This window comes from Aminobacter aminovorans, from assembly GCF_900445235.1.
Classification (GTDB): domain Bacteria; phylum Pseudomonadota; class Alphaproteobacteria; order Rhizobiales; family Rhizobiaceae; genus Aminobacter; species Aminobacter aminovorans.
Map to the genome: position 1 here is coordinate 77,445 of NZ_UFSM01000003.1, position 24,710 is coordinate 102,154.

Here is a 24,710-nt window from a genome sequence, read left to right on the forward strand (position 1 = left end):
CTGCGCTTTCGACCCGCGACGCAAGCCACCATAAGAACTTCAGTGGGAACATGGGAGATAATTTCCGATGAAGCTGACCAGGCGTGAATTCGCCGTCGGTATGACGACGGCTATTGCCTCGATGACCCTGCCGCGGCTTGCCGCAGCGCAATCGCCACTGGTCGTTCCGACCTATGGCGGGCTATGGGCCAAGTTCTGGGAAGAGAAGCTCTTGCCCGGCCTCACGACCGCTACTGGCATCCAGCCGCAACTCGACGTCGGGCTCGGCAAGGATTTCGTCGCCAAGATCCGCGCCGGTGGCGGCCGTTCGCCCTACAGCATCTTCATGGGCAACGAAAACATCGCCGCCGTACTGCGTGCCGAGGGTTTCTTCGAGCCCTTCGACCTCGCCAAGGTGCCGAACGCGGCGAAGGCCTTCCCGCAGTTCGTCAACAAGGACGCCAAGGGCATCCGCGCCATCGTCTCGCCGATCGGGCTTGCCTATCGCACCGACATGGTGAAGACAGCCCCCACCTCCTGGCACGACCTCTGGGATAACCCCGAATTCAAAGGCAAGACCGGGCTCTATCAGATCGGCAACACCGGTGCGGTCCTGTTCCTGCGACTGGTCGCCGAGTTGTTCGGCAGCGGGCCGGACGATTTCGACACCGCATTCACCAAGATCAAGGAACTGCTGCCCTTCACACAGGCGTCATGGAGCGGCGAGGTTGCAACCGCCTTGATCCGCGGCGACGCCATCATCGCGCCGGTCGACTGGACCGAGATCATGACGCTGCAGGACAAGGGTGCGCCGGTTGCCATCGTCGCCCCCAAGGAAGGCGTTCTTGCCTTCGAGCAGTCGTTCAACCTGGTCGCGACGGGGGCAGAGAAGGACGCAGCTCACGCCTACCTGAACTATATCCTCGACGCCAAGGTTCAGCAGGACATGGCCAAGGCCTTCTACACCTCGCCGAGCAACAGCGAGTCGTCAATCGACGACACGATGAAGGCACGCACCCCGATCGTCGGCCCGCGCATGGCCGAGATCAAGAGCTATGACTGGGACAGCTACGTCGATAAGGCGGCCGATATTGCCGACCGCTGGAACCGGGAGATGGCGTAACGCCACCCCGCGATCAGATCGACGTAATGGCCGGGAGGGGCCCCCACCTCCCGGTCGCGAACCGCGCGAGGACATCGGATGACCGCACTGACCATCGACCGTATCAACAAGCGGTATGGCAACCTGCACATCCTGAAGGATATATCGATCCCGATTGGCCAGGGCGAGTTCGTCTCGCTGCTCGGCCCCAGCGGCTGCGGCAAGACAACGACCTTGCGCTGCATCGCCGGTTTCGAACGCCCCGACGATGGCCGCATCCTGTTCGGCAACCGCGACGTGACACGCGCGCTGCCGGAGCAGCGCGACATCGGCATGGTGTTCCAGTCCTACGCGCTTTTTCCGCACATGACGGTGGCAGAGAATTTGAGCTTCGGCCTCGAGGTCCGCAAGATCTCCATGCCTGATCGCCAGCGACGCATCGCCGACGTTCTTGCCATGGTCCGCCTCGAAGGTTACGACAAACGCTATCCGCGCGAACTCTCCGGTGGCCAGCAGCAGCGCGTGGCACTGGCCCGCGCGCTGGTCATCGAGCCGTCGGTGCTTTTGCTCGACGAGCCGCTGGCCAATCTCGACGCCACCTTGCGCGACGAGATGCGCTTCTTCATTCGCGACCTGCAGCAGCGCGTCGGCATTACCAGCATCTATGTCACACACGACCAGGCCGAGGCGATGGTGATGTCGGACAAGATCGTGGTGATGAGCGCCGGCACGATCTCGCAGTTCGGCTCGCCGCGCGAGATCTACGAGCGGCCCGCGTCGCAATCGGTTGCCGGCTTCATCGGACGGTCGAACACCATCGCGGGCAAGATCGCCGAAGCGCTCGGCCAGGACAGCTACAAGGTCGACACGCCTTGCGGCAGCATCGGCACGACGGGCCCGGCGGGGCTCGCCAAAGGGGCTGAGGTCAAGATCATGATCCGGCCGGAGAATATCGATACGCAGAGAAAGGGAGCAGGCCGCCCGACGTCGGCAGGGCCGGCCGGCGCACATGGAAACGTGCTTACCGGCTCGGTGGTAAACTCGGTCTATCAGGGCAGCGCCAACCAGTTGGCCGTCAAGCTGGCCAGCGGCGACCGCGTGATCGTCGACGTCAATGGCCGCAACCCGCTCGACATAGGCGAGCAGGTCGCCTTGCGCTTTGCCGCGCGCGACACCTGGGTCCTGGCATCATGAGTGCAACCGAGGCGGCTCCACGCCTGGAAAGCCGGGGCAATCGCGGCAGTGCCACCTGGATGGTGGTGCCGGCACTGGTACTGCTCATCGGCTTCTTTGCGCTGCCCTATCTGACGATCATCACCATGAGCCTGCGCGAGGCATCGACCCGCGCCGTCTATGGCGATGGCTTCACACTGGCGCACTACACGACGGCGCTCGGCGATTTCTACATCTGGGGCATCCTCGGACGCACCTTGCTGATAGGTGCAACCGTCACCGTCATCTCGCTGCTGCTCGGCTATCCCGTCGCCTATCACCTTGCCAAGTCGCGCTCGCGCTGGACAAGCCTGCTCTATATTTTCGTGCTGTCGCCGCTGCTCGTCGGTCTGGTCGTCAGGACCTTTGCCTGGATGATCATCCTGTCCAACAACGGCGTTGCCAACCAGGCGCTCAAGGCAGCCGGACTGATCGATTTTCCGCTTCAGCTGATGAACAATTCTCTCGGCGTCACCATCGCGCTGACGCATGTGTTCCTGCCCTTCATCATCCTGCCTTTGCTCGGCAACCTGCAGGCGATCAGCCCCGACCTTGCCATGGCCTCGCGCTCGCTCGGCGCCTCGCGGATGCGGACCTTCTGGAAGGTCACGCTGCCACTCAGCATGCCCGGCATTCAGGCCGGGACGATCCTGGTGTTCGTGCTGTCGATCAGTGCCTATGTCACACCCGCCATGCTCGGCGGCACTGGCGGCCGCACAATGTCGGTGCTGGTGGTGCAATATCTCGTCGACAACTTCCGCTGGCCGGCAGGTGCGGCACTGGCCATCATCATGGCGGCGGTGGCGGTCATCTTTGTCGGGGTTTATCTCAGGCTCACGGCGCGCGCGATGCGGAGGCTGCCATGACAGGTTCGTCGAGCGGCGTCGAAAAGACCATCTGGGACCGTCTGTTCACAGTTCTGGTGGCGGCGATCTATATTTTCCTGATGTTCCCGATCGTGCTGGTTGTACTGTTGTCGTTCAACTCGGGCGAGTTCCTGGCGTTTCCGCTCGAGGGCTTTTCACTGCGCTGGTTCGAAGCGCTGTTTTCGAACAAACGCTTCCTCGACGCCACGCTCTATTCGATCCAGATCGCTGCCACGTCGACCATCGTCAATGGCGTGATCGGCACGCTGGCGGCCATCTACGTTGCACGTCACGCGACCGCCTTCCGCGACTACATCCGTCTGGTCATGACCGCGCCATTGCTAGTGCCGGAAATCCTGACGGCGATCGCGCTGCTGTTCTACTTCTACGAGATCAGGATCGGCACCGAATATTCGATCGGCATCCAGATCGGCCACATCGTCGTCACCTTCCCCTATGTCTTCCTCAACGTGTCCTCGGCGCTGTTCAACTTCGACCGTTCGCAGGAAGAGGCCGCGCGCAGTCTCGGCGCCGGTGGCTGGATGACATTCCGGCGGGTGACGCTGCCGGCGATCAAGCCCGGCATCATTACCGGCTGCCTGTTTGCCTTCGTCATCTCCTTCGACATCTTCAACATTTCGCTGCTTTTGAAGTCGCTCGGCAAGAATACGCTGCCGCTCGAACTGTTCGACTATCTGCGCTTCAATTTCGATCCGACCGCCGCAGCGATCGCCTCGCTCAGCATCTTCATGACTTTTGCCGCGATCCTGATCATAGACCGGACCGTGGGGCTGCGCTCGCTCCGTTTCTGATGATGATCAGGTGAGGCATGAAGCCACTGCCAACGGGGCCTTTTGCCCGCGCGATTTCTGTAGCGGGCGGAGGCTGCTCGCTTGACAATTCGGCAGCCATAAAAATACATTTCAATATCAGAATTTGGTTCTGACGTGACAGCCGCCGGCAAGAAGCGCGCTCCATAGAGGGGAGGGCGGTCACGGGGACGAAGCCAGGGGCAGTCGCCGCCGGCCATCTCAGCATCATGAGGAGGATCAAAGTGCATCATTTTTCGCTTCTGCGCGGCGCAACATTCGCCGCGACCGCTGCAACGGCCCTGGTTGCCTTTGCCGGTACGCTGGCCGCTGCCGAACTGCCGAAGTCGGCCGAGGTCAAGGACACCGGCAAGCTGATTATCGCCAACACGCTCGAATACGCGCCGTTCGAATTCATCGACGAAAACGGCAAGCAGGTCGGCATCAATATCGAGTTGGCCCAGGAAACAGCCAAGCTGCTGGGCGCCGAGCTGGAGGTCACCCGTATTCCGTTTCCCTCGATGGTGCCCGGACTTGCCGCCGGTCGCTTCAAGGTGGCGTGGGAAACCTTCGCCGCCACCGACGAGCGGCTGAAGCAGGTCGACTTCGTGATGTTCATCAAGTCGGGCATCGTCGCCTCGACGACCGCCGACAAGGCCTCGCAGTTCCAGGGCGAGAACAATCTCTGCGGCAAGCGGGTCGGCGTCATCGGCGGCGCGGTGTCGGACTTCATCGCCGACCGGTTGAGCACCGAGTGCAAGGAAAAGGGTCTGCCCGAGATTGCCAAGAGCATCTTCCCCGAGGGCAAGGACATCATCCAGGCCGCGCTCTCCGATCGTATCGACGCCCGCCTCGACGATGCCACAGCATCTGGCTATTTCGAGGTGACCAGCAAGGGCCAGATGGTGGTCGTCCCAGGGCTTTACGACGTCGCACCGCTCGGCATCGCCATCCCGAAGGGCGACAAGGAAACGGCCGACATGCTGGCCGCCGGCGTCAACGAGTTGATCAAGAACGGCACCTACAAGACGATCATGACCAAGTACGGCATGACCAGCGCCATGATCGACGAAGCCTATGTTGTCGACAGCGCCGACAAGATCCGCAAATAATCGACAAGGCCGGCGAGGGGACGCCCCCTTGCCGGCCCTCAGGACTTCTGGGAGGGCGGCTAAGATGGACCGGGCCGATACGAATACGCCGCCGGAGGCGCTGACGGTCGTACCGCTGCGCCACTATGGCCTGTGGGTCGGCACCGCGATCACGCTGGTCATACTCGGGCTGATCCTCAAGGCGCTCGCCACCAACCCGGCTTTCGACTGGCCGACTGTCGGCAAGTACCTGTTCCACCCGTCGATCCTGCGCGGGCTCGGCCAGACGCTGGTGCTGACGGTCACCATCATGGCGCTGGCGATCATCATCGGCACCATCGTTGCCATCATGCGGTTATCGCCGAGCCGCATCCTCAATGCCTTTGCCAGCGCCTATATCTGGTTCTTCCGCGGTGCGCCGGCGCTGATCCAGCTGATCTTCTGGTTCAACCTGTCGCTGATCGTGCGCGAGTTCTCGCTGACGCTGCCGTTCGTCGGCACGCTGTTCACGGTCAAGACCAACGACTTCATGACCCCGTTCGTCGCAGCGGTGATCGCGCTGTCACTGCATGAAGCGGGCTACATGGCCGAGATCGTTCGCGCCGGCATCAACTCGGTGGCATCGGGCCAGACCGAGGCAGCCGGCAGCCTGGGCATGAACCATCGGTTGATCCTGCGCCGCATCACGCTGCCCCAGGCGATGCGCTTCATCGTGCCGCCGACAGGTAACGAAACGATCAACCTGTTGAAGACGACATCGCTGGTCACCATCATCGCCGTCAACGACCTGCTCTATGCCGCACAAAGCATCTATGCGCGTACCTTCGAGACGATCCCGCTGCTGATCGTCGTGGCCTTCTGGTACCTGTTCGTCGTCACCATCCTGTCGATCGGCCAGCACTATATCGAGCAGTATTACGGCAGGAGCGACCTGCAGCCGGGCGTGTCATTGGGCACCACGTTGAAACGCGCCTTCAGGTTCGGACGGGTGGCACAGCCAGCATGACATCGAAAGCAGAAAACCAGGCCCGCTTCGGCGTCCCCGACAACTCGATGGTGTTCGCGCGCGGCGTGCGCAAATCCTTCGGCGCGGTCGAGGTGCTGAAAGGCATCGACCTCAACGTGCCGACCGGCTCGGTCGCCTGTGTCATTGGCCCGTCGGGCTCGGGCAAGAGCACCTTTCTGCGCTGCATCAACCACCTGGAAGAGGTCAGCGGCGGCGTGCTCCTGGTCGATGGCGAATTCGTCGGCTACGACCTGCGCCAAGGCAAGCTCTACGAGGTCAACAACAAGCTTTTGTGCCAGCGCCGCGCCGACATCGGCATGGTGTTCCAGTCGTTCAACCTGTTCTCGCATATGACCGCGCTGGAAAACCTGATCGAGGCTCCGATGATGGTGAAGGGCCTGTCAAAAGCCGAAGCCAAGGACAAGGCCCGCGCGCTGCTCGAGCGCGTAGGGCTGTCGGCCAAGGCAGACGCCTATCCGCGCCAGCTTTCCGGCGGACAGCAGCAGCGCGTGGCGATCGCCCGTGCGCTGGCGATGAACCCCAAGGTTCTGCTGTTCGACGAGCCAACCTCGGCGCTCGACCCTGAGCTTGTCGGCGAGGTGCTGGTGGTCATGCGCGATCTTGCCGAGAGCGGCATGACGATGGTCGTCGTCACCCACGAGATTGGCTTTGCCCGCGAAGTCGGCGACCAGTTGATCTTCATGGATCGCGGCGTTGTTGAGGAGCGCGGCGAACCACGCGAGATGATCGCCAATCCGCAATCGCCGCGAACGCGGGAGTTCTTGTCTCACGTGCTGTGAGGAGCGCAAGGGCTGGCCATATGCGTGGCGCTGATACCCAACGTCGCAGGGGTCGGGGGCTAGGCAGAAAAAAAGCGGCTCGAAAGCCGCTTTTTTGTTGCCGTACACAGCCGGCTAAAAAACTGCCAGGTATTTGAGCAGCGAAATGACACCGATGATGATCACGACTATCTGCGCAATCTGCCGCATCTTTGCGTCGATAGGCAGTCGCTGCACCAGATAAAGCACGAGCACGATTACAAGGAATGTGATCAGAATACTGATGAGCACTGATGAGGCCATATGGTTCTCCTAGGGGCGTTGAATGAACGCCTGGTTCGGGCGGCGAAGTGCCGATCAATACCAACCGTTACGCTGGTCGCCTGAGCCTTTTGCAATGGCAAAGCCGATCATCACTCCGACCAGCCCCGCCAAGCCGACCACGATACCGGTTGCAGCCGGATTCTCTCGAGCGGTCTCCGAGACCGACTGGGCCTGTGTACGAAGCTGCTGAGCCGCCCGCGACGCCCGGGTCGACGCCTCTTCGATGGCGTCATTCGCCACATCGCGCGCTTCGGAGGCGAGCTCTGCGCTCCGTTCGGAAAGGGATTTGTTGATTTTGGCAATCTCCTTGCGCAGCTCGGAGATCTGCTTTTCGACTGACTTTTGAACGCTTTCGACGCTCGTGACTTCAGTCTTAGGTGTGTCAGCCATGATTTTTCCTTCTGCAACCAGATGGGGAACGGCGCAGACGGCAATTCGTTCCGTCAGTATCTCCTTTCCTCTCATTCAGACCGAGGATCAGGCAGCCACCTCGGCGAGGCCTGGTGTCGACTCCTCTCTGGCACGGCGCAAACAGGCCGTAGCCGGTCATCCTTTTGCACGATCGATCGACAAGCTACAGGCTCTCAAATAGGCGCCAGCAGAGACAGGGCGGTTCGTCATGCCCTGTCTTGTCTTTCAAAATAGCCGATCAGTCCTGCTCGTCGTTCGTCTGCGCGTGGTCGCGGCGGCCGGCCATGATCTCGCGCTTGCCGACATGGTTGGGCGCACCGACGAGGCCTTCCTTTTCCATGCGCTCGACCAAGGAAGCGGCACGGTTGTAGCCGATACCAAGTCGGCGCTGGATATAGGAGGTCGAGCACTTCTTGTCGCGCTGCACCACCTTGACCGCCTCGTCATAGATCGAGTCACCGTCCTCGGCGGCGACGGCCCCCTTGTCGAAGACTGGCGTGTCCTCGGCTTCCGGTACCTCGTCGTCCTCGTCGGCGGTGACCGTCTCGAGATATTCGGGACGTCCCTGCGCCTTGAGATGGGTGACGACGTGCTCGACCTCTGCGTCCGAAACAAACGGACCGTGGACACGGGAGATGCGGCCGCCGCCGGCCATGTGCAGCATGTCGCCCTGGCCGAGCAGTTGTTCGGCGCCTTGCTCACCCAGAATGGTGCGGCTGTCGATCTTCGACGTCACCTGGAACGAGATGCGGGTCGGGAAATTGGCCTTGATCGTGCCGGTGATGACGTCGACCGACGGGCGCTGCGTTGCCATGATCAGGTGGATGCCGGCGGCACGCGCCATCTGCGCAAGGCGCTGGATAGCACCCTCGATCTCCTTGCCGGCGACCATCATCAGGTCGGCCATCTCGTCGACGATGACGACGATGTAGGGCATCGGCGCGAGGTCGATCTCCTGCTCCTCGAAAAGCGGCACGCCGGTGCCTTTCTCGAAGCCGGTCTGCACCTGCATCACCACCGTCTCGCCCTTGTCGCGGGCAATCGCGGCGCGTTCGTTGTAGCCGTCGATATTGCGCACGCCGAGCCGCGCCATCTTGCGGTAGCGGTCTTCCATCTCGCGCACCGCCCATTTGAGTGCGGTGACCGCCTTCTTCGGATCGGTGACGACGGGGGTCAGAAGATGCGGGATGCCGTCATAGATCGAAAGCTCGAGCATCTTCGGATCGACCATGATCAGGCGGCACTCTTCCGGCTTCAGCCTGTAGAGCAAGGACAGGATCATGGTGTTGATGGCGACCGACTTGCCCGAGCCGGTGGTGCCGGCGACGAGCAAATGCGGCATCTTGGCGAGTTCGGCGATGACCGGTTCACCGCCGATGGTCTTGCCCAGGCAGAGAGCCAGCTTGCAGGCAGTATTGCGGAAGCCGTCCGACTCGATCAGCTCGCGGAAATAGACCGTCTCGCGCGTCTCGTTGGGCAGCTCGATGCCAATGACGTTGCGGCCGGGGATAACGGCGACACGCGCCGAAATCGCCGACATCGAACGAGCGATGTCGTCGGCAAGGCCAATGACACGCGAGGATTTGACGCCCGGCGCCGGCTCGAATTCGTAGAGCGTCACGACAGGGCCCGGGCGAACATGGATGATCTCGCCGCGCACGCCGAAATCCTCAAGCACGCTTTCCAGGAGGTCGGCATTCTGTTCCAGTCGCTCCTGCGACATGTAGAACCCCTGGCCTGCCGGCGGCAGCTGCAACAGCTCCTCGGAGGGCAATTCGTAGGCATCGCCAGTGGTCGCAGGCACGATCCTGCCCATCAGGGGCAAGGGCGACACCGGACGCGCAGGGGTCATTGGCTCGACGACACTGGCTGGCTCGGGCGCCGCTCCGACCGCTGGGGCCGGATGATGCAGCCCGGCAGTCGCAGCAACTTCAAGTTTCGCTTCGTTGGAGTTGGCGGGCGCGGCTGGCGCCGCGTTTACCTGATGCGGCGGAATGCACTCGATGACCCGGAACAGCGCCGTAATTTCTGCCGCCGGAATCTCGGCCTGCCTGGCGACGACGGGTGCCGCCGGCGCAACGCGGACCGCGACAGGCGCGGGGCGGGCGGCAACCACCGCGGCTGCCGGCGAAGGACCGTCCGAGGTGTTTGGCGCCATCAACTCAAAAAATGCATGGTCTGAAAGATAGGACCACCGGGCCTTCTTTGGCTGGGCCGCTGGAGCCTCACTGACACCTGCTGGCTTGGTTGCCGACTGTGCCGGCGGGGAGACGGGCGGCATGGCTGCTACGGCTTGCGTCAGGGGCGAGGCCGCCTGCTGGGCCGGCGCGGCGATCCTGCTGGCGATTTGCGCCTGCAAGGCCTCCACGACCTGGGCTCCCGTCGTCACGGTAACCGGCCGGGACGGAACACGATCGATGACGGGCGCGGCGGCTACCGCATGCTCGTTCACCTGCGGCTGAACCGCCGCGACATTCGTCTGGGCTTCATGATGGGCGGCTTCCGCCGCTTCGTATGCCTGGCGCTTCGCGGCGTCATAATCGGGCGTGCGGGTGAAGCGCACATTGGGCGCCAGGTAGAAATAATCCTGCCAGCCGGGGCCATCGGCCGGCGAGGGCACATGTGTCCGGTCACCCTTGCTCTCCGCACGATCCGGGCGGTCATCATGCGAGGCTTGGTTCGAAAAATTCACTCGAGGCAAACGCGTGCTTCCCATACTCAAGACTCGCTGATGAAACGTCCCCCGAGCAATAGGAAGCGAGTGGTTAACAGTTCCTTCCAGCTTTCTGCTTTGTGATCCGGAAGGGCCAATTCGCAACACCGGAACCAAGTCATTCTGCGTTTGTTAGACGAGTGTACGACTACAGCCGACACCAACGGATGATTGTGGAGTTCGCACGCCGGGTGTTTGCAAGCCCTTGTTCCGCTGTGCTAACTTTACGTCATGCGGTAAGGAGATGCGGACTTGTACCGCTTTTGGAATTGGTTTGCGTATCCGAAGGCTGGGGGCAAAAGAGGCGGAGGGCCCAGGCCCTCGAACCTCTCCATGGACCGCGATGCCCGCCTTGCAAGCTTCCTCGCAAACACCACCGATCTTGTTTCATTCTATGACCACGATTTCCGGCTGACCGACTGCTCGGTCAGGCTGAAGAGCATTCGCGGAAATGCCATGACCGCAGGTGCCATGGCCTGGGAGATTTACCCAAACTTTGGCGAGAACGAGCTTCGCGCAGCAATGCAGCTTGCTGCGCGCGATGGTTCATCGACGCAAATCAAGCTCAAGGCGCTGTCAGGTCAGCCAACGGGAGCGATCTTTTGCTTTGGAATGGCTGATGGCGTCGGCATCATCGAGACTGCTGAAACTGCGCAGGACGGCCGCGCGGCCACCGAGGAAGCGGATCGCGTGAAGTTGCTGCAGCATCAGGCGACGCACGACGCGCTGACCGGATTGCAGAACCGCCGCCGCTTCAGCGAGCGCCTGGACGAGGTCCTGGCGGAAAGCGGCGATTCCCGGGACAAGTCGGCCCTGCTGCAGATCGACCTCGACGATTTCAAATCGGTCAATGACACGCTTGGCCACGGCACCGGCGACACCTTGCTGCAGCTTGCAGCAAACAGGATCCGCGGCGCGCTGCAGGACGGCGACGCTGCCTACAGATACGCCGGCGACGAGTTCGCGGTCATCCAGGCGGGCAAGCAACAGCCCATGGCGGCCGAACGGCTGGCGCAGGCGATTGTCGATGCCTTCAAGGCGCCCTTCGTCATCAACGACATACCGCTTTTCGTCGGCGCCAGCGTCGGCATTGCTTTCGGCCCCCAGCACGGGGTCGAGAGCGAAGAACTGATGAAAGCGGCCGACATCGCCCTTTACGCGGCCAAGCGCGACGGCCGCGGCTGCGCACGCACGTTCAACCGCTCGATGATGCTGCTGCTGGAGCAGCGGGAGAATCTGCGGCGAAGCCTGCGCATGGCCCTGGAGCGACAGGAGCTCTACCTTGAATACCAGCCGCTCATTCGCCCGCCATCGACAGTGATCGGCTTCGAGGCGCTGCTGAGATGGCATCATCCCGAGGTTGGCCTCATTCCGCCGAACGTGTTCATACCGATTGCCGAAGCCGACGGCTTGATGGACGACATCGGCCGCTGGGTGCTCGAGGAAGCCTGCCGACAGGCAATGACCTGGCCACCCTCGCTGAACGTCGCGGTAAACCTGTCACCGGCGCAGTTCCTGAGCGGCTCGCTCACCGACACCGTGGCCCAGATCATCGACAAGGTCGGCATCCGCGCCGACCGCGTCGAGCTCGAGATCACCGAAACGGTGCTTCTGGAGCAGACAGTCGACAATCTCGACACGCTTAATACGCTCAATGTCCTGGGCATCCGGATTTCGCTCGACGACTTCGGCACGCACTACTCGTCGCTGAGCTATCTCAAGAATTTCCCCTTCGATACGCTGAAGATCGACCAGTATTTCATCAAGGACCTGGTTGCCGACCGCAAGAGCCAGGCGATCGTCCGATCCGTCATGAGCCTGGCACACGGCCTGGGCATCAGCGTCACCGCGGAGGGGGTCGAAACAGCCGGCCAGGCAAACTGGCTGATCGAAGAGGGCTGTGATTGCTTGCAGGGCAACTTCCTTGGGCGACCGATGGGGGCGGACGCGACGGGTGAGTTTGCGGACCGCCCGCTGGCGGAAGAAAAAGCGCCGCAAGCACAAGATCGATCATGACGTCAGGCAACACCCTGCAAGCTTGCCTCGACGGGGCAAGCGAACAAGGCCATACATACGGATAGTGTCAGGGCCGACCGACTTCCGGCCGGACACCTCAAACAAGCCGCGCGGCGCTGCTGCTCGGCCAGAACGGCAAGAGGGTGACATGCCTACCAAAGATGCGAATGCGGAACCAAGTTTTCGCACAATGATCCAGGTCGACATGGAGATCGCATCTTTCCTTTCGAATTGGGCGCATTGCGACTACATTTCGAGTTATCTGGCGCGTACGATCAGCCATAACAGGCCCGACTCCGTTCTGTTTTCAAATCTCTTTTCATCCGCATTGAATGAATTGCTGGAGGTCACTTTCAGGACACGCCACTCTGGGGGAGCGCTCGAATGCAGGCTGTCTCGCCTCGGCGAGACCGACCGGATCGAGTTGACGTTTGCCTGCAGCCGGGAAGAGCACGCCTTCCTGGAGTCTGCGGTTGCGCGGGTCCAGGGAGCCGATCGGCAGGCGCGCTACCTGAGCTCGCTTTCAGGCGATGTCGCACCCAGCCGCGACATGATGCTTCTCGAACTGACCGTCAACTACAACGCCACGCTTCGGCTTGAAGAGGTTGATGCCGATACGGTCACGATCGTCGTCGACCTTCCGCTCGGGGGCCTGGCAAATTGACTGCACACCCGGCCCCATCCAGCATCTCAGGGCGCTTCAAGGCGCATTTTGACCTGAACAACCAGGAATTTTCGATTGCCGGCTCGGTGCGCCCGCAAACGATCGACGAGCTTGCGCCGAGCCTGGCGCTGCTGAAGGAGTCGATCGAAAGCGTCCGCGGCGTGCTTTACATCAACGTCAGACGCCTCGCGCAGATGAACAACACTGCGTTTCATGCCTTTTCCCGTGTCATCATCGACGCATGCCGGGTCAGGCCGGACCTGAGGTTCATCGTTATCACCTCAAGCGTCGTCGGGTGGACGACACGCAAGTTCGGTCGGCTCAGCAAGATCGAGCCCGGCATCACCGTCGAGGAATATGACAGCGAGTTCTATCCCGGGCAGAGCTTCCTCGAAGAGGGTGGGTTCATCCCCATCCTGCGCACCCAGACCAAGATGACCTGGCGGCACGAGCGCTCGATCCTGCCGCGCCACGGCATGCGTCCGGGCATCGTCATGGCCGATATCTGCTGCGGCATCGGCGATTTCGCCGTGCTGGTCCAGAAGGAGTTCGAGCCGTCGCGGATCGTCGCCCTCGATCACTCCAAATCGAGCCTGGCCTATGCGAGGAACGTCGCCAGCGAGTTCGCCATCACAGGCATAGAGTATACCTATGGCGACGCCTCCGAGATGCTGCTCGATGACGACCAGTTCGATCTCGTCACCTGCCGGCACTCGCTGCAGATCTTCAATCGTCCGGCGCAGATCCTCAAGGAGCTGTTCCGGATCTGCAAACCGGGAGGCCGGGTCTACATCACCAATGAGAAGAACTCTCATTGTCTGGGTGAGCCACGCGCCGAAAGCATCCGCTGGACCTACAACGAGGTGGCAAAGCTGTTCGAACACTTCGACATGGATGTCGAGCTCGGCCCCAAAAGCCGGCGCTACCTGGCCGATGCCGGCTTTGACGACATCCGCGTCGAACAGTTCATGGTGACCAATCTCGACGGCGACCCAAAGGACTTTGCCGACATGATCGCGGCATGGGAAGAGGTCTATGCCGGTGACATGGCGGTCAAGCGCGGCGATTCCGGCGAGTTCATCAAGCAGTTCAGGCAAGGTTTCAAGGATCACATCTCGGCTGCCCTCCACCCGAAGGGATACGCAGGCTGGCCCATCTGGGCTGCCTCGGGGCAGAAGCCGCTATGAGCACGGATATGCAGGACACCCCACGTTTCGGACTGCATTCCTTCCGCGCGAAGTTCGTGCTGGTTGTGGGCGGAGCCGTCCTGTTCGACCTTTTGATGAGCGGTGGCCTGGCGCTGTGGAACGTGCAGCGGCTGTCGAAAGACGCAACCTCCGAGGTTGGCGCTGGCCTGACGACGGCAAACCAGGAGTATATCCGCTCCTATGCCGAGTCGACGGCGTCGCGGGTCGACCTGTTGCTCGACCGGGTCCATGCCGACGTCAAGACACTGGCCGGCGTGATTCAAGGTCAGATCGACGACCCCGACCGACAAAAACAGGTCGGCGCCACGCTGGCGAACCAGGCAGCGGCCTCTGTTCAGGTGGTCTACGACACCAAGGGACAGTGGGCGCAGAACCTGCCCGGCGCACCGTCCGTGGTCAGTGTCTGGGGCTATCTGCTTGGCCCCGACCACAAGCCGCTGCCGGCCGTCCAGGAAGAGATCGAAAACAGCGCGGTGCTTGACCTCGTCGCACCGAGCCTGCTGACCAGCGGTTCGTCAAAGCTGCAGATGTATTACATCGGCCCGAAGGAGCGGCCAATCTTCAGGACGGCGCCCTATACGGACCAGGCCCAGACTTTCGATCGCCTCTATCCCGGCCATAACAGTTCGGAGTTCTGGGAGTTCTTCTTCCCCGGCATCTATGGCTCGTGGCAGCAATGGGCACGCGATCCGGCGTCGCGTTTCATCCCGGACAACGACATCACCCAGACCGCCCCCTACACCGACGCGATTACCGGCAAGCTGATCGTCAGCTTCTTCCATCCGCTATGGACGCGCGACCGCACGGGCGTCGCAGGTGCCGCCGGCGCCGATATCACCCTCGACCAGCTCGCCGAGATCGTCGAGAACGTCAAGATCGCCGATACAGGATTCGGCTTCCTGACGATGCCGAACGGCAACGTGGTGGCCATCAATGCGAAGAGCGAAGCGACGATCGGCCTGGTTTCTTCGAATCAAAAGGGTACGGACGGGGTCACCGGCCTCGAACGCTCGCTGCGCTCCAGCACCCAGCCGGCCATCGCGACGCTCGACCTCAACAGCGGCAATGACGGCGTCATCCAGCATGTCCTGCTGCAGGAGGACGGCGAAAACGTTCCCTACATCGTCGTCCTCAAGGGGCTGAAGCCAACCAATCTCTGGAGCACCGGCCCCATCGAAAAACAGGCGATGTCGGTTGGCATCGTCGTGCCCGAGCGCGAGATCTATGCTGCCTTGTTTGCGGCGCAGGACAGCATTTCGAAGGCGACGAACCGGATCCTGCTCTATCAGCTCCTGGCTATCATCGTTTCGCTGATGATCGTTTTTGCCGCGGTGTTTGGCCTGTCCAAGCGCATCACGGCAGGTCTGAGTGCACTTGCTGCTGGTGCCCGCCGGCTCCAGGCAAAAGACTATTCCGTCCGCGTCAACATCCCGTCCAAGGACGAGGTCGGCGAGGTCGGCGTGGCTTTCAACCGCATGGCCGAGCAGATCAGCTTCCACACCGAGAACCTTGAACAGCTGGTCGATGAACGCACCAGGGATCTCGAAGACGCCAACGTCGAAATCTCTTCGCTCAACGAAAAGCTGCGCAGCGAAAACGTGCGATTGGGCGCCGAACTCGATGTCGCGCGCCAGATACAGATGATGGTGCTGCCCAAGCCGCGCGAACTGGCGCTGATCCCGGGCATCGAGATCGCCGCCTACATGCGGCCGGCAGATGAAGTCGGCGGCGACTATTACGATGTCCTGCAGGATGGGCATCGCCTCAAGATCGGCATTGGCGACGTCACCGGACACGGCCTTGAAAGCGGCGTGCTGATGCTGATGGTGCAATCAGTCGCGCGCGCGCTCCAGGAGACTGGCGAAGACAATCCCCGGCAGTTCCTCGACCGGCTGAACCGCGCCATCTTCAAGAACCTGGAGCGCACCAATTCCGACAAGCACCTGTCGCTCGCGTTCCTTGACTATGAAGACGAGCGTCTCGTTCTGTCAGGCCAGCATGAAGAGGTTCTGGTTGTCCGCGCCGGGGGTAACGTCGAACGGATCGACACGCTCGACCTTGGCCTGCCGGTCGGTCTCGAGCGCGACATCTCGCCTTTCGTCGCGACCCGCAACATCCCGTTCAGCAGCGGCGACGTCATCGTGCTTCACACCGACGGCGTGACGGAGGCGGAAGGATCAGGCGGCAAGCTGTTTGGTCTCGACCGGCTCAGCGAAAGCGCACGGTCGCGCTATGGCGGCAGCGCCGAAGAGATCAAGACGGGAATTGTCGACGACCTGATGGCATATATCGGCACACGGAAGATACACGACGATATTACACTCGTCGTCATGAGGCACAGGTGAGCACATGACAACTATGTATGGACCGGCCGACATTGCGATGGGCATGCGCGACAACATCAGCCGCGTCAGATTGTTTGACGGGCCGTTGGACCTGAAATGGCACCACTGCGCAACGACTTCGGACTTCATCGCCGATCTTTTCGCGCTGCCCTTCCACGCGTCACGAAACGACTACAAGGAAGTGCGCCACAGCATCGGATACCTGGTCAACGAGCTGATCGAGAACGCGGTGAAGTTTCGTGAGCCGGGCGAGATCATCGTCGAAGCATCGATGGATTCCGATAATTTCAAGGTGAAGGTTTCGAACATCGTTGCCGACAAGACCGCGGTGACGTTTCAGAAGCTTCTCTCCCAGATTACCATAGGCGATCCGGGCGACCTGTTGATCCAGCAGATCGAGGCAAATGCCGCCGATCCCGATGCTACGGGCTCAGGGCTTGGATTGCTGACGTTGATGAGCGACTATGGCGCCCGACTGGCATGGATCTTCAGCCCGGTTGAATCCAGCAACCGGGTTCACGTCGAAACCTACGCCACGATCCCGATCTCGCAGGCTCACTAAGGAAAGAACGAAGGCGCCCATGGAAGTAAGAACCGATGACTATCGCGTCTGGACCGAAAACAGCGATGTCTATTTCGATGGCTCCATGCGGCTTTCCGGCTCGGAAGCTTACGCGCCGGTACTGGCGGTGATGACGGCAATTCTCGCCGAAAAGCCTGAAACCATGACGCTCAACCTGACCGACCTCGAGTTTCTCAACTCATCCGGTATCAACCTTCTGGCAAAGTTTACCATCGAGGTGCGCAAGCACCCCGACGTGCAGCTCATCGTGCGCGGCAGTTCCGAGATACCCTGGCAGTCCAAGTCGCTGCCAAATCTGAAAAAGCTGCATCCGGCGCTGGTCCTGCAGATCGACTGAATCTCCGAGCAGCATGTAACGTCCGCAAAGCCGGACAGCAAAAAAGCCGCGGCATCGATGCCGCGGCTTTCTTTTCAAGACACGCCATCCGCTCAGTTGATGGCTGCGATGTTGCCCAGGCGGATGAACAGCGTTTCACCCGAGGAATCGTCGACGCCATCATTGTCGGTGACGACGAAGGCTTCGCCTGACGCATCGATGGCAAAGCCCTCGACCTTGTCGACGACGTAGCCGTTGGTGGCCGCCTTGAGATCGGGCACGAGATCCCGCACCAGGATCTTTGCCACCACCGGCAGCTCGCCGCCCAGCTTGACCGGCTTGAAGCCATCGAGCGCCACCGAATAAAGGCGCTTGTTGACGGCATCCTGACCGACCAGGTTGTCTCGTTCGACGACGAAGAGCTTGCCGTCATGGGCAGTGATTTCCGACAGGCCGACCCAGCCCTTGTCGGTCGCATCAAGAGCATAGCGTACCGCCGACCATTCCTTGTCCTTGGGCTTGTAGGCAAGAAGCTTGACCTGGCCCTTGGGATCGTCGGCCCATTCACGCTGGATTGCCATGACCAGAGTGAGGTCGTCGCCTTCGCCGACCGTGGTGATGCCCTCCAGGCCGAAACGGGTCTCATGCGCCAGCAGCTCCGCCGGGAACGCGATCTCGTCCTTGATCTCGCCCTTGGCGTTAACGTTGAAAATGGCGTGCGGGGTCAGCTTGTCGGTGCGGCCTTCGGAGGCGAGCCAGAAGCCACCCTTGCCGTCGGGTGCCAGGCCTTCGAGATCGAGCTTCTGCGCCGGCTTGCCATCACGTGTGACGATGGTCTTTGCGGTGATCAGGGCAGGGGTCTTGGTGGTGTCGAGGGTGAAGATCGCCGGCGCCGAGCGGTAGACCGAGTCCGACACCGCATAAAGCTTCCCGGCTTCCTTGGGATCGGCGGCGAGGCCCGAGAGAGCGCCCCAGCCGAGCGGCGTGCCGTCGTCATTGGAAGCTGCCACGATCTGCGGATAGACGGCTGCACCTTCGCCGAGTTCATAGACCATGACATGCGAACGGGCGAGGCCGTCCTCGACGAGGTCCGTCTCGTTGGCGGTGACCAGCAGGTTGCGCTGCGGGATGGCAACGAGGCCCTCCGGTCCGATACCCGAGGGCAGGAGCTGGACGAATTCAGGCTCCTTGCCGGTGTCCTTGTAGACGCCGATCAGCGACGCGCGTTCGGCGGCAACGAAGATGTATTTCTGATCGCCGAACTGGGCGAACTCCAGGCCTTCCGGCTCGATGCCCTTCTTGTTGCGGGCATCGGGATAGTGGCCGGCGGCGGCCGCCTGGTATTCGAAGGCGGGTCCGGACTCGTAGAGCACTTCGCCTGATTTGGAGAAGATGGTGAAGCCGCGCGCACCGCCCTTGTAGTCGCCTTCATTGGCAACGACGAGACGATCATTGTCGAGCCATTTCACCGCATCGGGTTCGCGAGGTGCGTTCTCGACCTTGCCGGTGAAGCTGAGCGCGCCGTCCTTCTTGGTGTCGACGTTCTCGAGTGTCACGTCACCAGCCGAAAAATGCGCGACGATCTTCCCCGAGGCGGCTTCGACGATGGCGATGTGGTTGTTTTCCTGCAGCGTGACGGCGATCTCGCCGGCTTCGTTGAAGGCGACGAACTCCGGCTCCGGATCTTCCGGCGAAACCGCTGCGATGCCGGTCAGGTCGACCGTCCTGATCGAAGCGCAGTCCACCCAACCGTCCTTAAGAGACACGATCTTGAGGTTGCCGGCGGGCAGTTGCGGCAGGGCGCCTTCGTTCAGCTCTTCGTCGCGCTCGTTTTCGATGGCAATGGCGAGGAACTTTCCATCCTTGCTCAGCGCCACGGAGTCGGGCTGGCCGCCGAGATCGCAGGAGGCCTCGATCGCCTTGGAGGCGAGGTCGATGATGGTCAGATTGCCCGAGGGCTCTTGCTTGTTCTTCGAGGTGTTGACGCCGGCGAAGACCTTGCCGCCCAGCACCGTGACGGAGGTCGGCTCGCCTTCGATCTTGACGATGCCGGCGGCCTTCGGTGCCTTGGCGTCGGTGATGTCGATGAAGCCGACTGCGCCGAGCGGGCTGTCGGAATAGACCAGCGTCATGCCATCTTCGGACGCGGCGATGATTTCAGACGACGTCAGGGTTGCGGCGTCTACGCCAGCCGGCAGATTGGTCGCGACCGGAAAGGTGGCGATCCGGTTGAAAGCCTGGTCGGCATAAGCAGGGAAGACTGCGGACGCCGCCAGCGCGGACGTCAAAAGCAGGAGCTTGCGTGACATGGGAAACCTCTTTGCCTGAACGGAATTGCGGTCTTCGTTTGGGGCAATGAGATTTCAGCGCGATGACAACAGGATGATGGTTTCATGACAAGGAACAACGAGCGCCCATGTCGATGACGCAAGTAACGCCGGCTGAAAAAAACCTCCCGGGCGACGATCGCCGCCCGGGACGCCTTGCTGGGTCAGGACGGTGTCGACCACTGGCCGCCCTTGTAGAGGCGCGTGGCGTTGGTCGATGTGAGGTCGATCTCGGTGGACATGGAGCGGGCCGAGCTGAACATCGTCGAGGTCCTGCTGGAACCACACCATCACCGTGCCGACAGGGGTCAGCGTGACCGAACCCTGAACCATGCCCTGCGATAGCCCATTGGTATCGCTGCAAAGTCGCACTTCAAGGTAGAACCCACCGCGCTACAACCAATTGCCGCGTAATCTATCTTATGGAACTCGTCATTACGCTGCGACCGGAAACTTCTTGTGCGTCACTCCGGAAGACCAGCCCTGCGAAAACCTTCGACGAAATGCGCAAGCGTGGCAGCGTCGCGGAACGGCTCAGTCGCAACCCAGTGGCGGGTGGTGTATTCGGGGTTGCCGACAAGAAACAGTTCGGCTTCCGCACGTGCGTCGTCGAGCCTGCCCAGTTGGGCGAGGCTTGCCGCCAGGAAACGACGCGAGCTCGTGCGATAGGTCTCGTCCCTGAGCAGCGTCTCGACGGCCGCTTCGTAGTCCCGGGCGGCATACTGCGCCTGGCCAAGCGTCAGATAGTACCAGCTTGCCGGAAACGGGTTCAGCCGAAACGCCTTACGGATGTGATCGAGGCCTTCGTCGATCCGGCCAGCAAGGATCGCGATGTCGGAAAGTGCCGCCCAGGTGTCGGCTTCATTCGGGTCGAGCTTGATCGCCCTGGCGAACTCCGCATCGGCCTCGGCGAAGCTTTTGTGGTAGGCAAGCAGATATGCCAGCACCCAGCAGCAGCCGGCGTCGCCGGGATCGAGCGCCACAGCCTTGCGCGCAAGGTCGAGCGCGACCTTGCGGGTGGGTTCTGCCGGTCCGCCGCTGTGCACCCATCCCATCCAGTGGTTCATGGCAAGCCAGCGATGGGCCTCGGCATAGTCAGGATCGAGCGAAATCGCCCGCGTCAGCATCAGATGCGCTTCACGCGCCGCTTGCGGTGAATCGTCCATCAGCTTGCGGGCGCGGACGCACAGGTCGTAAGCCTCAAGGCTTTTGGGCCGGATCCGCGGCGGCGGGGTGCGCAGCCGGCCAAGCAACGCCTCGACGATCTTGCCGGTGACTTCGTCCTGAACGGCAAAGATATCGGCCAGGCCGCGATCGAAACGCTCCGCCCAGAGATGATCGCCGTTCACCGCATCGACTAGCTGGGCATTGATACGCACCCGCCCCGCGGCGCGCCGGGCACTGCCTTCAAGCAGGTAGCGCACGCCGAGTTCGCTTGCGATCATGCGCACGTCCATCGCCCTCCCCTTGTATGCAAAGGACGAGTTGCGCGCGATGACGAACAGGCCGGGAACCCTGGAGAGATCGGTGATCAGGTCCTCGGTCAAGCCATCGGCGAACGACTCCTGCTCTGGATCTGTGCTGACGTTGACAAAGGGCAGCACGGCAATCGACGGCTTGTCGGGTAGCGGCAAAGGTTTTCGCCTGGCTTCGCCTAGCTGTTCGACCAACCCCGTGAAACGGTAGCCGACGCGCGGAACCGTGGAGATCCATTCACCGCCGTCGGCCGTGAGACCAAGCCATTTTCTGAGCTGTGCGATCTGAACGGTGAGGTTGCCTTCCTCGACCAAGGTGTCCGGCCAGGCCGCATCCATCAGTTCGGCCTTGCCGAGGATCTCGCCCGATCGCCCGACCAGTGCTGCGAGCAACTTCAGCCCGCGGTGGCTTATGGCAACGGGTTCATCGTTCCGGAGCAATGTTCCAGCGTCCGGATCAAGCACGAACGGACCAAAGGCGAAACGCGCTCCCTGCATGCCGCGCATCTATAGCCGGTTTGGAAGTTTTTGGAACTATTTGGCGGCGCTTAAGGACGAACGCCGTTCGTCTGCTGCAGAAGTCCTCCTCATCAGGTTGAAGGTCCAGCACCTCAAGCCGAAAGGAGGCAGCCCATGAACGACACTGATATGGTTATGCCGCCGCCACCTGAGACAGGAGGGGTGTCCCTGCTGGGCATCTTGGCAAACTGGCGTTGGCGGATACGCTTCCGCTGGGAACTCGAGCAGAAATGGAGATCCGATCCCCATCTGATCGACGATGTCGGCCTGACGACGCGACAGGTCGAGACGGAACTCACCAAACATTTCTGGCAAGCATGAGGCAAAGCTGCAATGACACCTGACGTCCAGCTTCTTCGTGCCGCTACGGTTCGCCGGCGCGCCTACGAGCCGGAGGCGGGCTGCCCTGTCTCGAGGTCCGCATGACCGCCGAAAGCAAGAGATTGGAGCGAGAGATCCCGTGGGCCGCGATGGCGGGTGTGATTGCCACCGTCACGGTGTTTGCCGTGGCACAGGGGCTGACCTATCCGCTGCTGAGTTTCATGCTCGAGCGACAAGGCACGACGCCGGGCCTGATCGGCCTCTCGGCGGCGATGACGCCGCTTGGCTTCATTGTGTCTTCGCCTGCGATTCCGGCATTGACGCGGCGCGTCGGTGCTGCACGTCTTGCCGTCCTCTGTTCGATGCTGGCAGCCGCCACCCTGGTGGCGATCGCCCTGACGCAGGACGTGTGGGCCTGGATGCCACTGCGTTTCCTGCTCGGCTTCTTCGCCAATCCGCTTTACGTGATCAGCGAAACCTGGCTGCTGGCGATCACGCCAGCATCCCGGAGAGGTCGCATCATGGGCCTTTATTCGGCGATCGTTTCCGGCGGCTTCGCCATCGGTCCGCTATCGCTCGGCCTGGTTGGTACCCAGGGCTGGCCGCCTTTTCTGGTCGGCATCGTGGCATTCCTTGCCTGCGGTCTGATCGTGCTTGCGGTCGTACAACGCATGCCGAGGATGCCCCATGACGGCGAGGCGACGTCGATCGGCGGCTTCTTCGCGCTTGCGCCTATGCTGTTGTTTGCGGTTTTCACCGCCGCCGCCTTCGAGCAGACCTTGATCTCCCTGTTTGCGGTCTATGGCGCAGCACTCGGCAGCGCCGAAGGCAGGATCGCTTCGCTCATCACCTGCTTCATCGCAGGCAACGCCTTGTTGCAGATCCTGCTCGGGCGCATGGCCGAGCAACTCGGCTCAAGGCGAACCATGCTGTTCTGTGTCCTGGCTTCACTGGCTGGCTGCCTGCTTTTGCCGCTGGTTTTCGACGCATGGCCGATCTGGCCGCTTGTTTTCCTCTGGGGCGCAGCGTCCTTCGGGATCTACACCATGGCACTGATTCAGCTCGGCGAGCGTTTCTCCGGCCAGACCTTGATCGCCGGCAATGCGGGCTTCGCGCTTGCATGGGGCATCGGCGGCATCGTGGGCTCGCCTGCGACGGGCCTGGCGATACAACTGATCGGACATCAGGGACTGCCATTGGCGCTAGGCTTGGTATGCGCGGCGCTGGCAATGTGTCTGCTGGCGGAACGCCGACATGGTCGCACAGGCATCGACGGCGCCCCGGAGTAGAGCGGTCATATGCCTGACATATCACGGCAACAAAACGGCGCCGAAAGACGAGACGAGGCATGACATGGCGCAGATCATTTTCCTGCATGGGGCATCCAGCAGCGGAAAATCCACCATCGCTAGAGAACTGCAAGCCCGCATCGAAAAGCCGTTCTGGCACATTTCGATCGACCACCTGCGCGACTCCGGCGTTCTCCCCCTCAGCCGCTTCCGCAGCGGGGAATTCGTCTGGACCGAATCCAGGAAGGCTTTTTTCGACGGCTTCCACGCGTCGCTTGCCGCCTATGCCGACGCCGGCAACAACCTGATCCTTGAACACATACTGGATACACCAGGGTGGCTTGAGACGCTTTCTGGCTCTTTGGCGCAACATGACGTGTTCTTCGTCGCCGTTCACTGTCCGCTGGAACTGCTGATCGAACGCGAAAGCGAGCGCGGCGACCGGCTGATAGGAAGTGCCAAACGCGACTACGAGACAATCCATCTCGGCAAGACCTACGACCTGGAACTGGACACGACGGATGGCGTTGATGCCAATGTCGCAACAGTGCTCGACGGTTGGCGTCAGACCGAACGCAGTTCCAGCTTCAGCCGGTTCCGGCTCTGACCGACGGTCACGCCTTCAGAAAGCTGTCGGCCAGGCGCGTCTCGCCAAACCAGTTGATGCGGTTGATGGTAATGTAGCCGGCATCGATGGTGCTGTTCTCGTCACCCTCGACACTCGTCCGCTCACGGCCTCGGGGCACGACGAGCACGGTGCGGTCACCGTCCTGTTCGACGATTTCCGAACGCCGGGCGATCTTGTCGCGGCCGATCTTTGGCTGACGGATTTCGGCCGGCAGCGATGACGGCAGGTTGATGCTGAGCCAATGGCCCTCCAGCACCCATTCCGCCCGCTTGCGCCACAGGTCGGCGATCAGGCCGCCGAGCCAGGTATCGTCGCCGGGCCGAATGTCAGGCGACTTGACCTGGGAGAAACCGATTGCCGGAACGCGCCAGAAGCTGGCTTCACGGGCAATGCCGAGCGTACCCGAATAAGCTAGATCCTCGGCAACGTTGCGGCCGTCATTAATGCCGCCGAGAACGAGGTCGGGCTTGTCGTCGCCGGCAAGCAGCCAGGTCATGGCAGTGACGACGCAGTCCGCCGGCCGGCCGGAGCAGGAATACCAGCGTTCGGCGGTGCGGCGCATGGTGATCGGTTCGGCCATGGTGAGGGAAGGCCCGGCGGCCGTGTGCTTGCGCTCGGGCGCGACGACCCAGACATCGTCGCTGATGGTTTGCGCTGCCGCCACCAGACGGGCCAGGCCCGGCGCAGCGATGCCGTCGTCGTTGCAGATCAGGATTTTCATGGCGGA

General features: G+C 61.7%; 22 protein-coding genes. 16 read left to right on the forward strand and 6 right to left on the reverse strand.

Annotated elements, in window-relative coordinates:
- The first annotated feature begins 67 nt into the window (after positions 1-67).
- From DY201_RS26900 to DY201_RS26930, 7 genes are all read left to right on the forward strand, one after another.
- Complete coding sequence (locus tag DY201_RS26900) at positions 68-1,102, forward strand: ABC transporter substrate-binding protein (protein WP_115734400.1); 1,035 nt, start codon at positions 68-70, stop codon at positions 1,100-1,102.
- Positions 1,103-1,180: 78 nt separating this feature from the next.
- On the forward strand, positions 1,181-2,275 hold the full coding sequence (locus DY201_RS26905) for an ABC transporter ATP-binding protein (RefSeq protein WP_115734401.1): 1,095 nt from the start codon (positions 1,181-1,183) through the stop codon (positions 2,273-2,275).
- Positions 2,272-3,159 (forward strand): ABC transporter permease, encoded by an 888-nt coding sequence (locus DY201_RS26910; RefSeq protein ID WP_115734402.1) that lies wholly within the window; start codon positions 2,272-2,274, stop codon positions 3,157-3,159. The genes DY201_RS26905 and DY201_RS26910 overlap by 4 nt, the downstream gene beginning before the upstream one ends.
- Entirely contained in the window at positions 3,156-3,971 is an 816-nt protein-coding gene (locus tag DY201_RS26915; RefSeq protein WP_115734403.1) for an ABC transporter permease, read from the forward strand. The genes DY201_RS26910 and DY201_RS26915 overlap by 4 nt, the downstream gene beginning before the upstream one ends.
- 242 nt (positions 3,972-4,213) lie before the next feature.
- Entirely contained in the window at positions 4,214-5,080 is an 867-nt protein-coding gene (locus DY201_RS26920; RefSeq protein WP_425358770.1) for an ABC transporter substrate-binding protein, read from the forward strand.
- Between the two features lie 64 nt (positions 5,081-5,144).
- Positions 5,145-6,065 carry an amino acid ABC transporter permease gene (locus DY201_RS26925; RefSeq protein WP_115734404.1) on the forward strand — a complete coding sequence of 307 codons (921 nt, stop codon included), beginning with the start codon at positions 5,145-5,147 and terminating at the stop codon, positions 6,063-6,065.
- On the forward strand, positions 6,062-6,865 hold the full coding sequence (locus tag DY201_RS26930) for an amino acid ABC transporter ATP-binding protein (protein WP_115734405.1): 804 nt from the start codon (positions 6,062-6,064) through the stop codon (positions 6,863-6,865). The genes DY201_RS26925 and DY201_RS26930 overlap by 4 nt, the downstream gene beginning before the upstream one ends.
- Before the next feature lie 114 nt (positions 6,866-6,979).
- On the opposite strand, the gene DY201_RS26935 is transcribed toward DY201_RS26930, so the two are convergent.
- The 3 genes from DY201_RS26935 to DY201_RS26945 form a co-directional block, all read right to left on the reverse strand.
- Positions 6,980-7,147 carry a Thivi_2564 family membrane protein gene (locus DY201_RS26935; protein WP_115734406.1) on the reverse strand — a complete coding sequence of 56 codons (168 nt, stop codon included), beginning with the start codon at positions 7,145-7,147 and terminating at the stop codon, positions 6,980-6,982.
- Between the two features lie 54 nt (positions 7,148-7,201).
- On the reverse strand, positions 7,202-7,558 hold the full coding sequence (locus DY201_RS26940) for an ElaB/YgaM/YqjD family protein (protein ID WP_115734407.1): 357 nt from the start codon (positions 7,556-7,558) through the stop codon (positions 7,202-7,204).
- 259 nt (positions 7,559-7,817) lie between these two features.
- Positions 7,818-10,295, reverse strand: coding sequence for a DNA translocase FtsK (locus DY201_RS26945; protein ID WP_115734408.1), 2,478 nt, complete (start codon positions 10,293-10,295; stop codon positions 7,818-7,820).
- A gap of 330 nt (positions 10,296-10,625) precedes the next feature.
- Here DY201_RS26945 and DY201_RS26950 point away from each other — a divergent pair, with 330 nt between their 5' ends.
- From DY201_RS26950 to DY201_RS26975, 6 genes are all read left to right on the forward strand, one after another.
- Positions 10,626-12,308, forward strand: a complete 1,683-nt coding sequence (locus tag DY201_RS26950; protein ID WP_115734409.1) for a putative bifunctional diguanylate cyclase/phosphodiesterase — start codon at positions 10,626-10,628, stop codon at positions 12,306-12,308.
- Positions 12,309-12,498: 190 nt separating this feature from the next.
- Complete coding sequence (locus tag DY201_RS26955; protein WP_115734410.1) at positions 12,499-12,972, forward strand: ubiquinone biosynthesis methyltransferase UbiE; 474 nt, start codon at positions 12,499-12,501, stop codon at positions 12,970-12,972.
- The gene (locus tag DY201_RS26960; protein WP_115734411.1) at positions 12,969-14,159 is read left to right on the forward strand and encodes a class I SAM-dependent methyltransferase; all 1,191 of its coding nucleotides are present in this window, start codon (positions 12,969-12,971) and stop codon (positions 14,157-14,159) included. Before DY201_RS26955 ends, DY201_RS26960 begins: the two co-directional genes overlap by 4 nt.
- Positions 14,156-16,525 (forward strand): SpoIIE family protein phosphatase, encoded by a 2,370-nt coding sequence (locus DY201_RS26965; protein ID WP_115734412.1) that lies wholly within the window; start codon positions 14,156-14,158, stop codon positions 16,523-16,525. Before DY201_RS26960 ends, DY201_RS26965 begins: the two co-directional genes overlap by 4 nt.
- A gap of 4 nt (positions 16,526-16,529) precedes the next feature.
- The gene (locus tag DY201_RS26970) at positions 16,530-17,087 is read left to right on the forward strand and encodes a slr1658 superfamily regulator (RefSeq protein WP_165916103.1); all 558 of its coding nucleotides are present in this window, start codon (positions 16,530-16,532) and stop codon (positions 17,085-17,087) included.
- A 19-nt stretch (positions 17,088-17,106) separates the two neighbouring features.
- Positions 17,107-17,445 (forward strand): slr1659 superfamily regulator, encoded by a 339-nt coding sequence (locus tag DY201_RS26975; protein WP_115734413.1) that lies wholly within the window; start codon positions 17,107-17,109, stop codon positions 17,443-17,445.
- Between the two features lie 92 nt (positions 17,446-17,537).
- Here DY201_RS26975 and DY201_RS26980 read toward each other — a convergent pair whose 3' ends face one another.
- Both DY201_RS26980 and DY201_RS26985 read right to left on the reverse strand, forming a co-directional pair.
- Positions 17,538-19,733: an esterase-like activity of phytase family protein gene (locus DY201_RS26980; RefSeq protein WP_115734414.1), complete on the reverse strand. Its 2,196-nt coding sequence runs from the start codon at positions 19,731-19,733 to the stop codon at positions 17,538-17,540.
- Between the two features lie 482 nt (positions 19,734-20,215).
- Positions 20,216-21,733 (reverse strand): winged helix-turn-helix domain-containing tetratricopeptide repeat protein, encoded by a 1,518-nt coding sequence (locus DY201_RS26985; protein WP_172582968.1) that lies wholly within the window; start codon positions 21,731-21,733, stop codon positions 20,216-20,218.
- Positions 21,734-21,859: 126 nt separating this feature from the next.
- Between DY201_RS26985 and DY201_RS26990 the strand changes: the two genes are divergently transcribed.
- The 3 genes from DY201_RS26990 to DY201_RS27000 all read left to right on the forward strand — a co-directional run bounded on the left by DY201_RS26990 (position 21,860) and on the right by DY201_RS27000 (position 23,962).
- Complete coding sequence (locus tag DY201_RS26990) at positions 21,860-22,066, forward strand: DUF1127 domain-containing protein (RefSeq protein WP_115734415.1); 207 nt, start codon at positions 21,860-21,862, stop codon at positions 22,064-22,066.
- Positions 22,067-22,167: 101 nt separating this feature from the next.
- Complete coding sequence (locus DY201_RS26995) at positions 22,168-23,355, forward strand: MFS transporter (RefSeq protein WP_115734416.1); 1,188 nt, start codon at positions 22,168-22,170, stop codon at positions 23,353-23,355.
- A 64-nt stretch (positions 23,356-23,419) separates the two neighbouring features.
- Positions 23,420-23,962, forward strand: a complete 543-nt coding sequence (locus DY201_RS27000; RefSeq protein WP_115734417.1) for a chloramphenicol phosphotransferase CPT family protein — start codon at positions 23,420-23,422, stop codon at positions 23,960-23,962.
- A gap of 7 nt (positions 23,963-23,969) precedes the next feature.
- On the opposite strand, the gene DY201_RS27005 is transcribed toward DY201_RS27000, so the two are convergent.
- Complete coding sequence (locus tag DY201_RS27005) at positions 23,970-24,704, reverse strand: 5'/3'-nucleotidase SurE (RefSeq protein ID WP_115734418.1); 735 nt, start codon at positions 24,702-24,704, stop codon at positions 23,970-23,972.
- Between the last annotated feature and the right edge of the window lie 6 nt (positions 24,705-24,710).

What these genes read in the sequence shown, in the direction of transcription:
- DY201_RS26950 (WP_115734409.1), top strand. Translation starts at nt 10,626, where the DNA reads ATGGACCGCGATGCCCGCCTTGCAAGCTTCCTCGCAAACACCACCGAT.
- DY201_RS26935 (WP_115734406.1), bottom strand. Translation starts at nt 7,147, where the DNA reads ATGGCCTCATCAGTGCTCATCAGTATTCTGATCACATTCCTTGTAATC.
- DY201_RS26970 (WP_165916103.1), top strand. Translation starts at nt 16,530, where the DNA reads ATGACAACTATGTATGGACCGGCCGACATTGCGATGGGCATGCGCGAC.
- DY201_RS26900 (WP_115734400.1), top strand. Translation starts at nt 68, where the DNA reads ATGAAGCTGACCAGGCGTGAATTCGCCGTCGGTATGACGACGGCTATT.
- DY201_RS26930 (WP_115734405.1), top strand. Translation starts at nt 6,062, where the DNA reads ATGACATCGAAAGCAGAAAACCAGGCCCGCTTCGGCGTCCCCGACAAC.
- DY201_RS26945 (WP_115734408.1), bottom strand. Translation starts at nt 10,295, where the DNA reads ATGGGAAGCACGCGTTTGCCTCGAGTGAATTTTTCGAACCAAGCCTCG.
- DY201_RS27000 (WP_115734417.1), top strand. Translation starts at nt 23,420, where the DNA reads ATGGCGCAGATCATTTTCCTGCATGGGGCATCCAGCAGCGGAAAATCC.
- DY201_RS26915 (WP_115734403.1), top strand. Translation starts at nt 3,156, where the DNA reads ATGACAGGTTCGTCGAGCGGCGTCGAAAAGACCATCTGGGACCGTCTG.
- DY201_RS26965 (WP_115734412.1), top strand. Translation starts at nt 14,156, where the DNA reads ATGAGCACGGATATGCAGGACACCCCACGTTTCGGACTGCATTCCTTC.
- DY201_RS27005 (WP_115734418.1), bottom strand. Translation starts at nt 24,704, where the DNA reads ATGAAAATCCTGATCTGCAACGACGACGGCATCGCTGCGCCGGGCCTG.
- DY201_RS26905 (WP_115734401.1), top strand. Translation starts at nt 1,181, where the DNA reads ATGACCGCACTGACCATCGACCGTATCAACAAGCGGTATGGCAACCTG.
- DY201_RS26990 (WP_115734415.1), top strand. Translation starts at nt 21,860, where the DNA reads ATGAACGACACTGATATGGTTATGCCGCCGCCACCTGAGACAGGAGGG.
- DY201_RS26925 (WP_115734404.1), top strand. Translation starts at nt 5,145, where the DNA reads ATGGACCGGGCCGATACGAATACGCCGCCGGAGGCGCTGACGGTCGTA.
- DY201_RS26975 (WP_115734413.1), top strand. Translation starts at nt 17,107, where the DNA reads ATGGAAGTAAGAACCGATGACTATCGCGTCTGGACCGAAAACAGCGAT.
- DY201_RS26910 (WP_115734402.1), top strand. Translation starts at nt 2,272, where the DNA reads ATGAGTGCAACCGAGGCGGCTCCACGCCTGGAAAGCCGGGGCAATCGC.
- DY201_RS26940 (WP_115734407.1), bottom strand. Translation starts at nt 7,558, where the DNA reads ATGGCTGACACACCTAAGACTGAAGTCACGAGCGTCGAAAGCGTTCAA.
- DY201_RS26980 (WP_115734414.1), bottom strand. Translation starts at nt 19,733, where the DNA reads ATGTCACGCAAGCTCCTGCTTTTGACGTCCGCGCTGGCGGCGTCCGCA.
- DY201_RS26955 (WP_115734410.1), top strand. Translation starts at nt 12,499, where the DNA reads ATGATCCAGGTCGACATGGAGATCGCATCTTTCCTTTCGAATTGGGCG.
- DY201_RS26985 (WP_172582968.1), bottom strand. Translation starts at nt 21,733, where the DNA reads ATGCGCGGCATGCAGGGAGCGCGTTTCGCCTTTGGTCCGTTCGTGCTT.
- DY201_RS26995 (WP_115734416.1), top strand. Translation starts at nt 22,168, where the DNA reads ATGACCGCCGAAAGCAAGAGATTGGAGCGAGAGATCCCGTGGGCCGCG.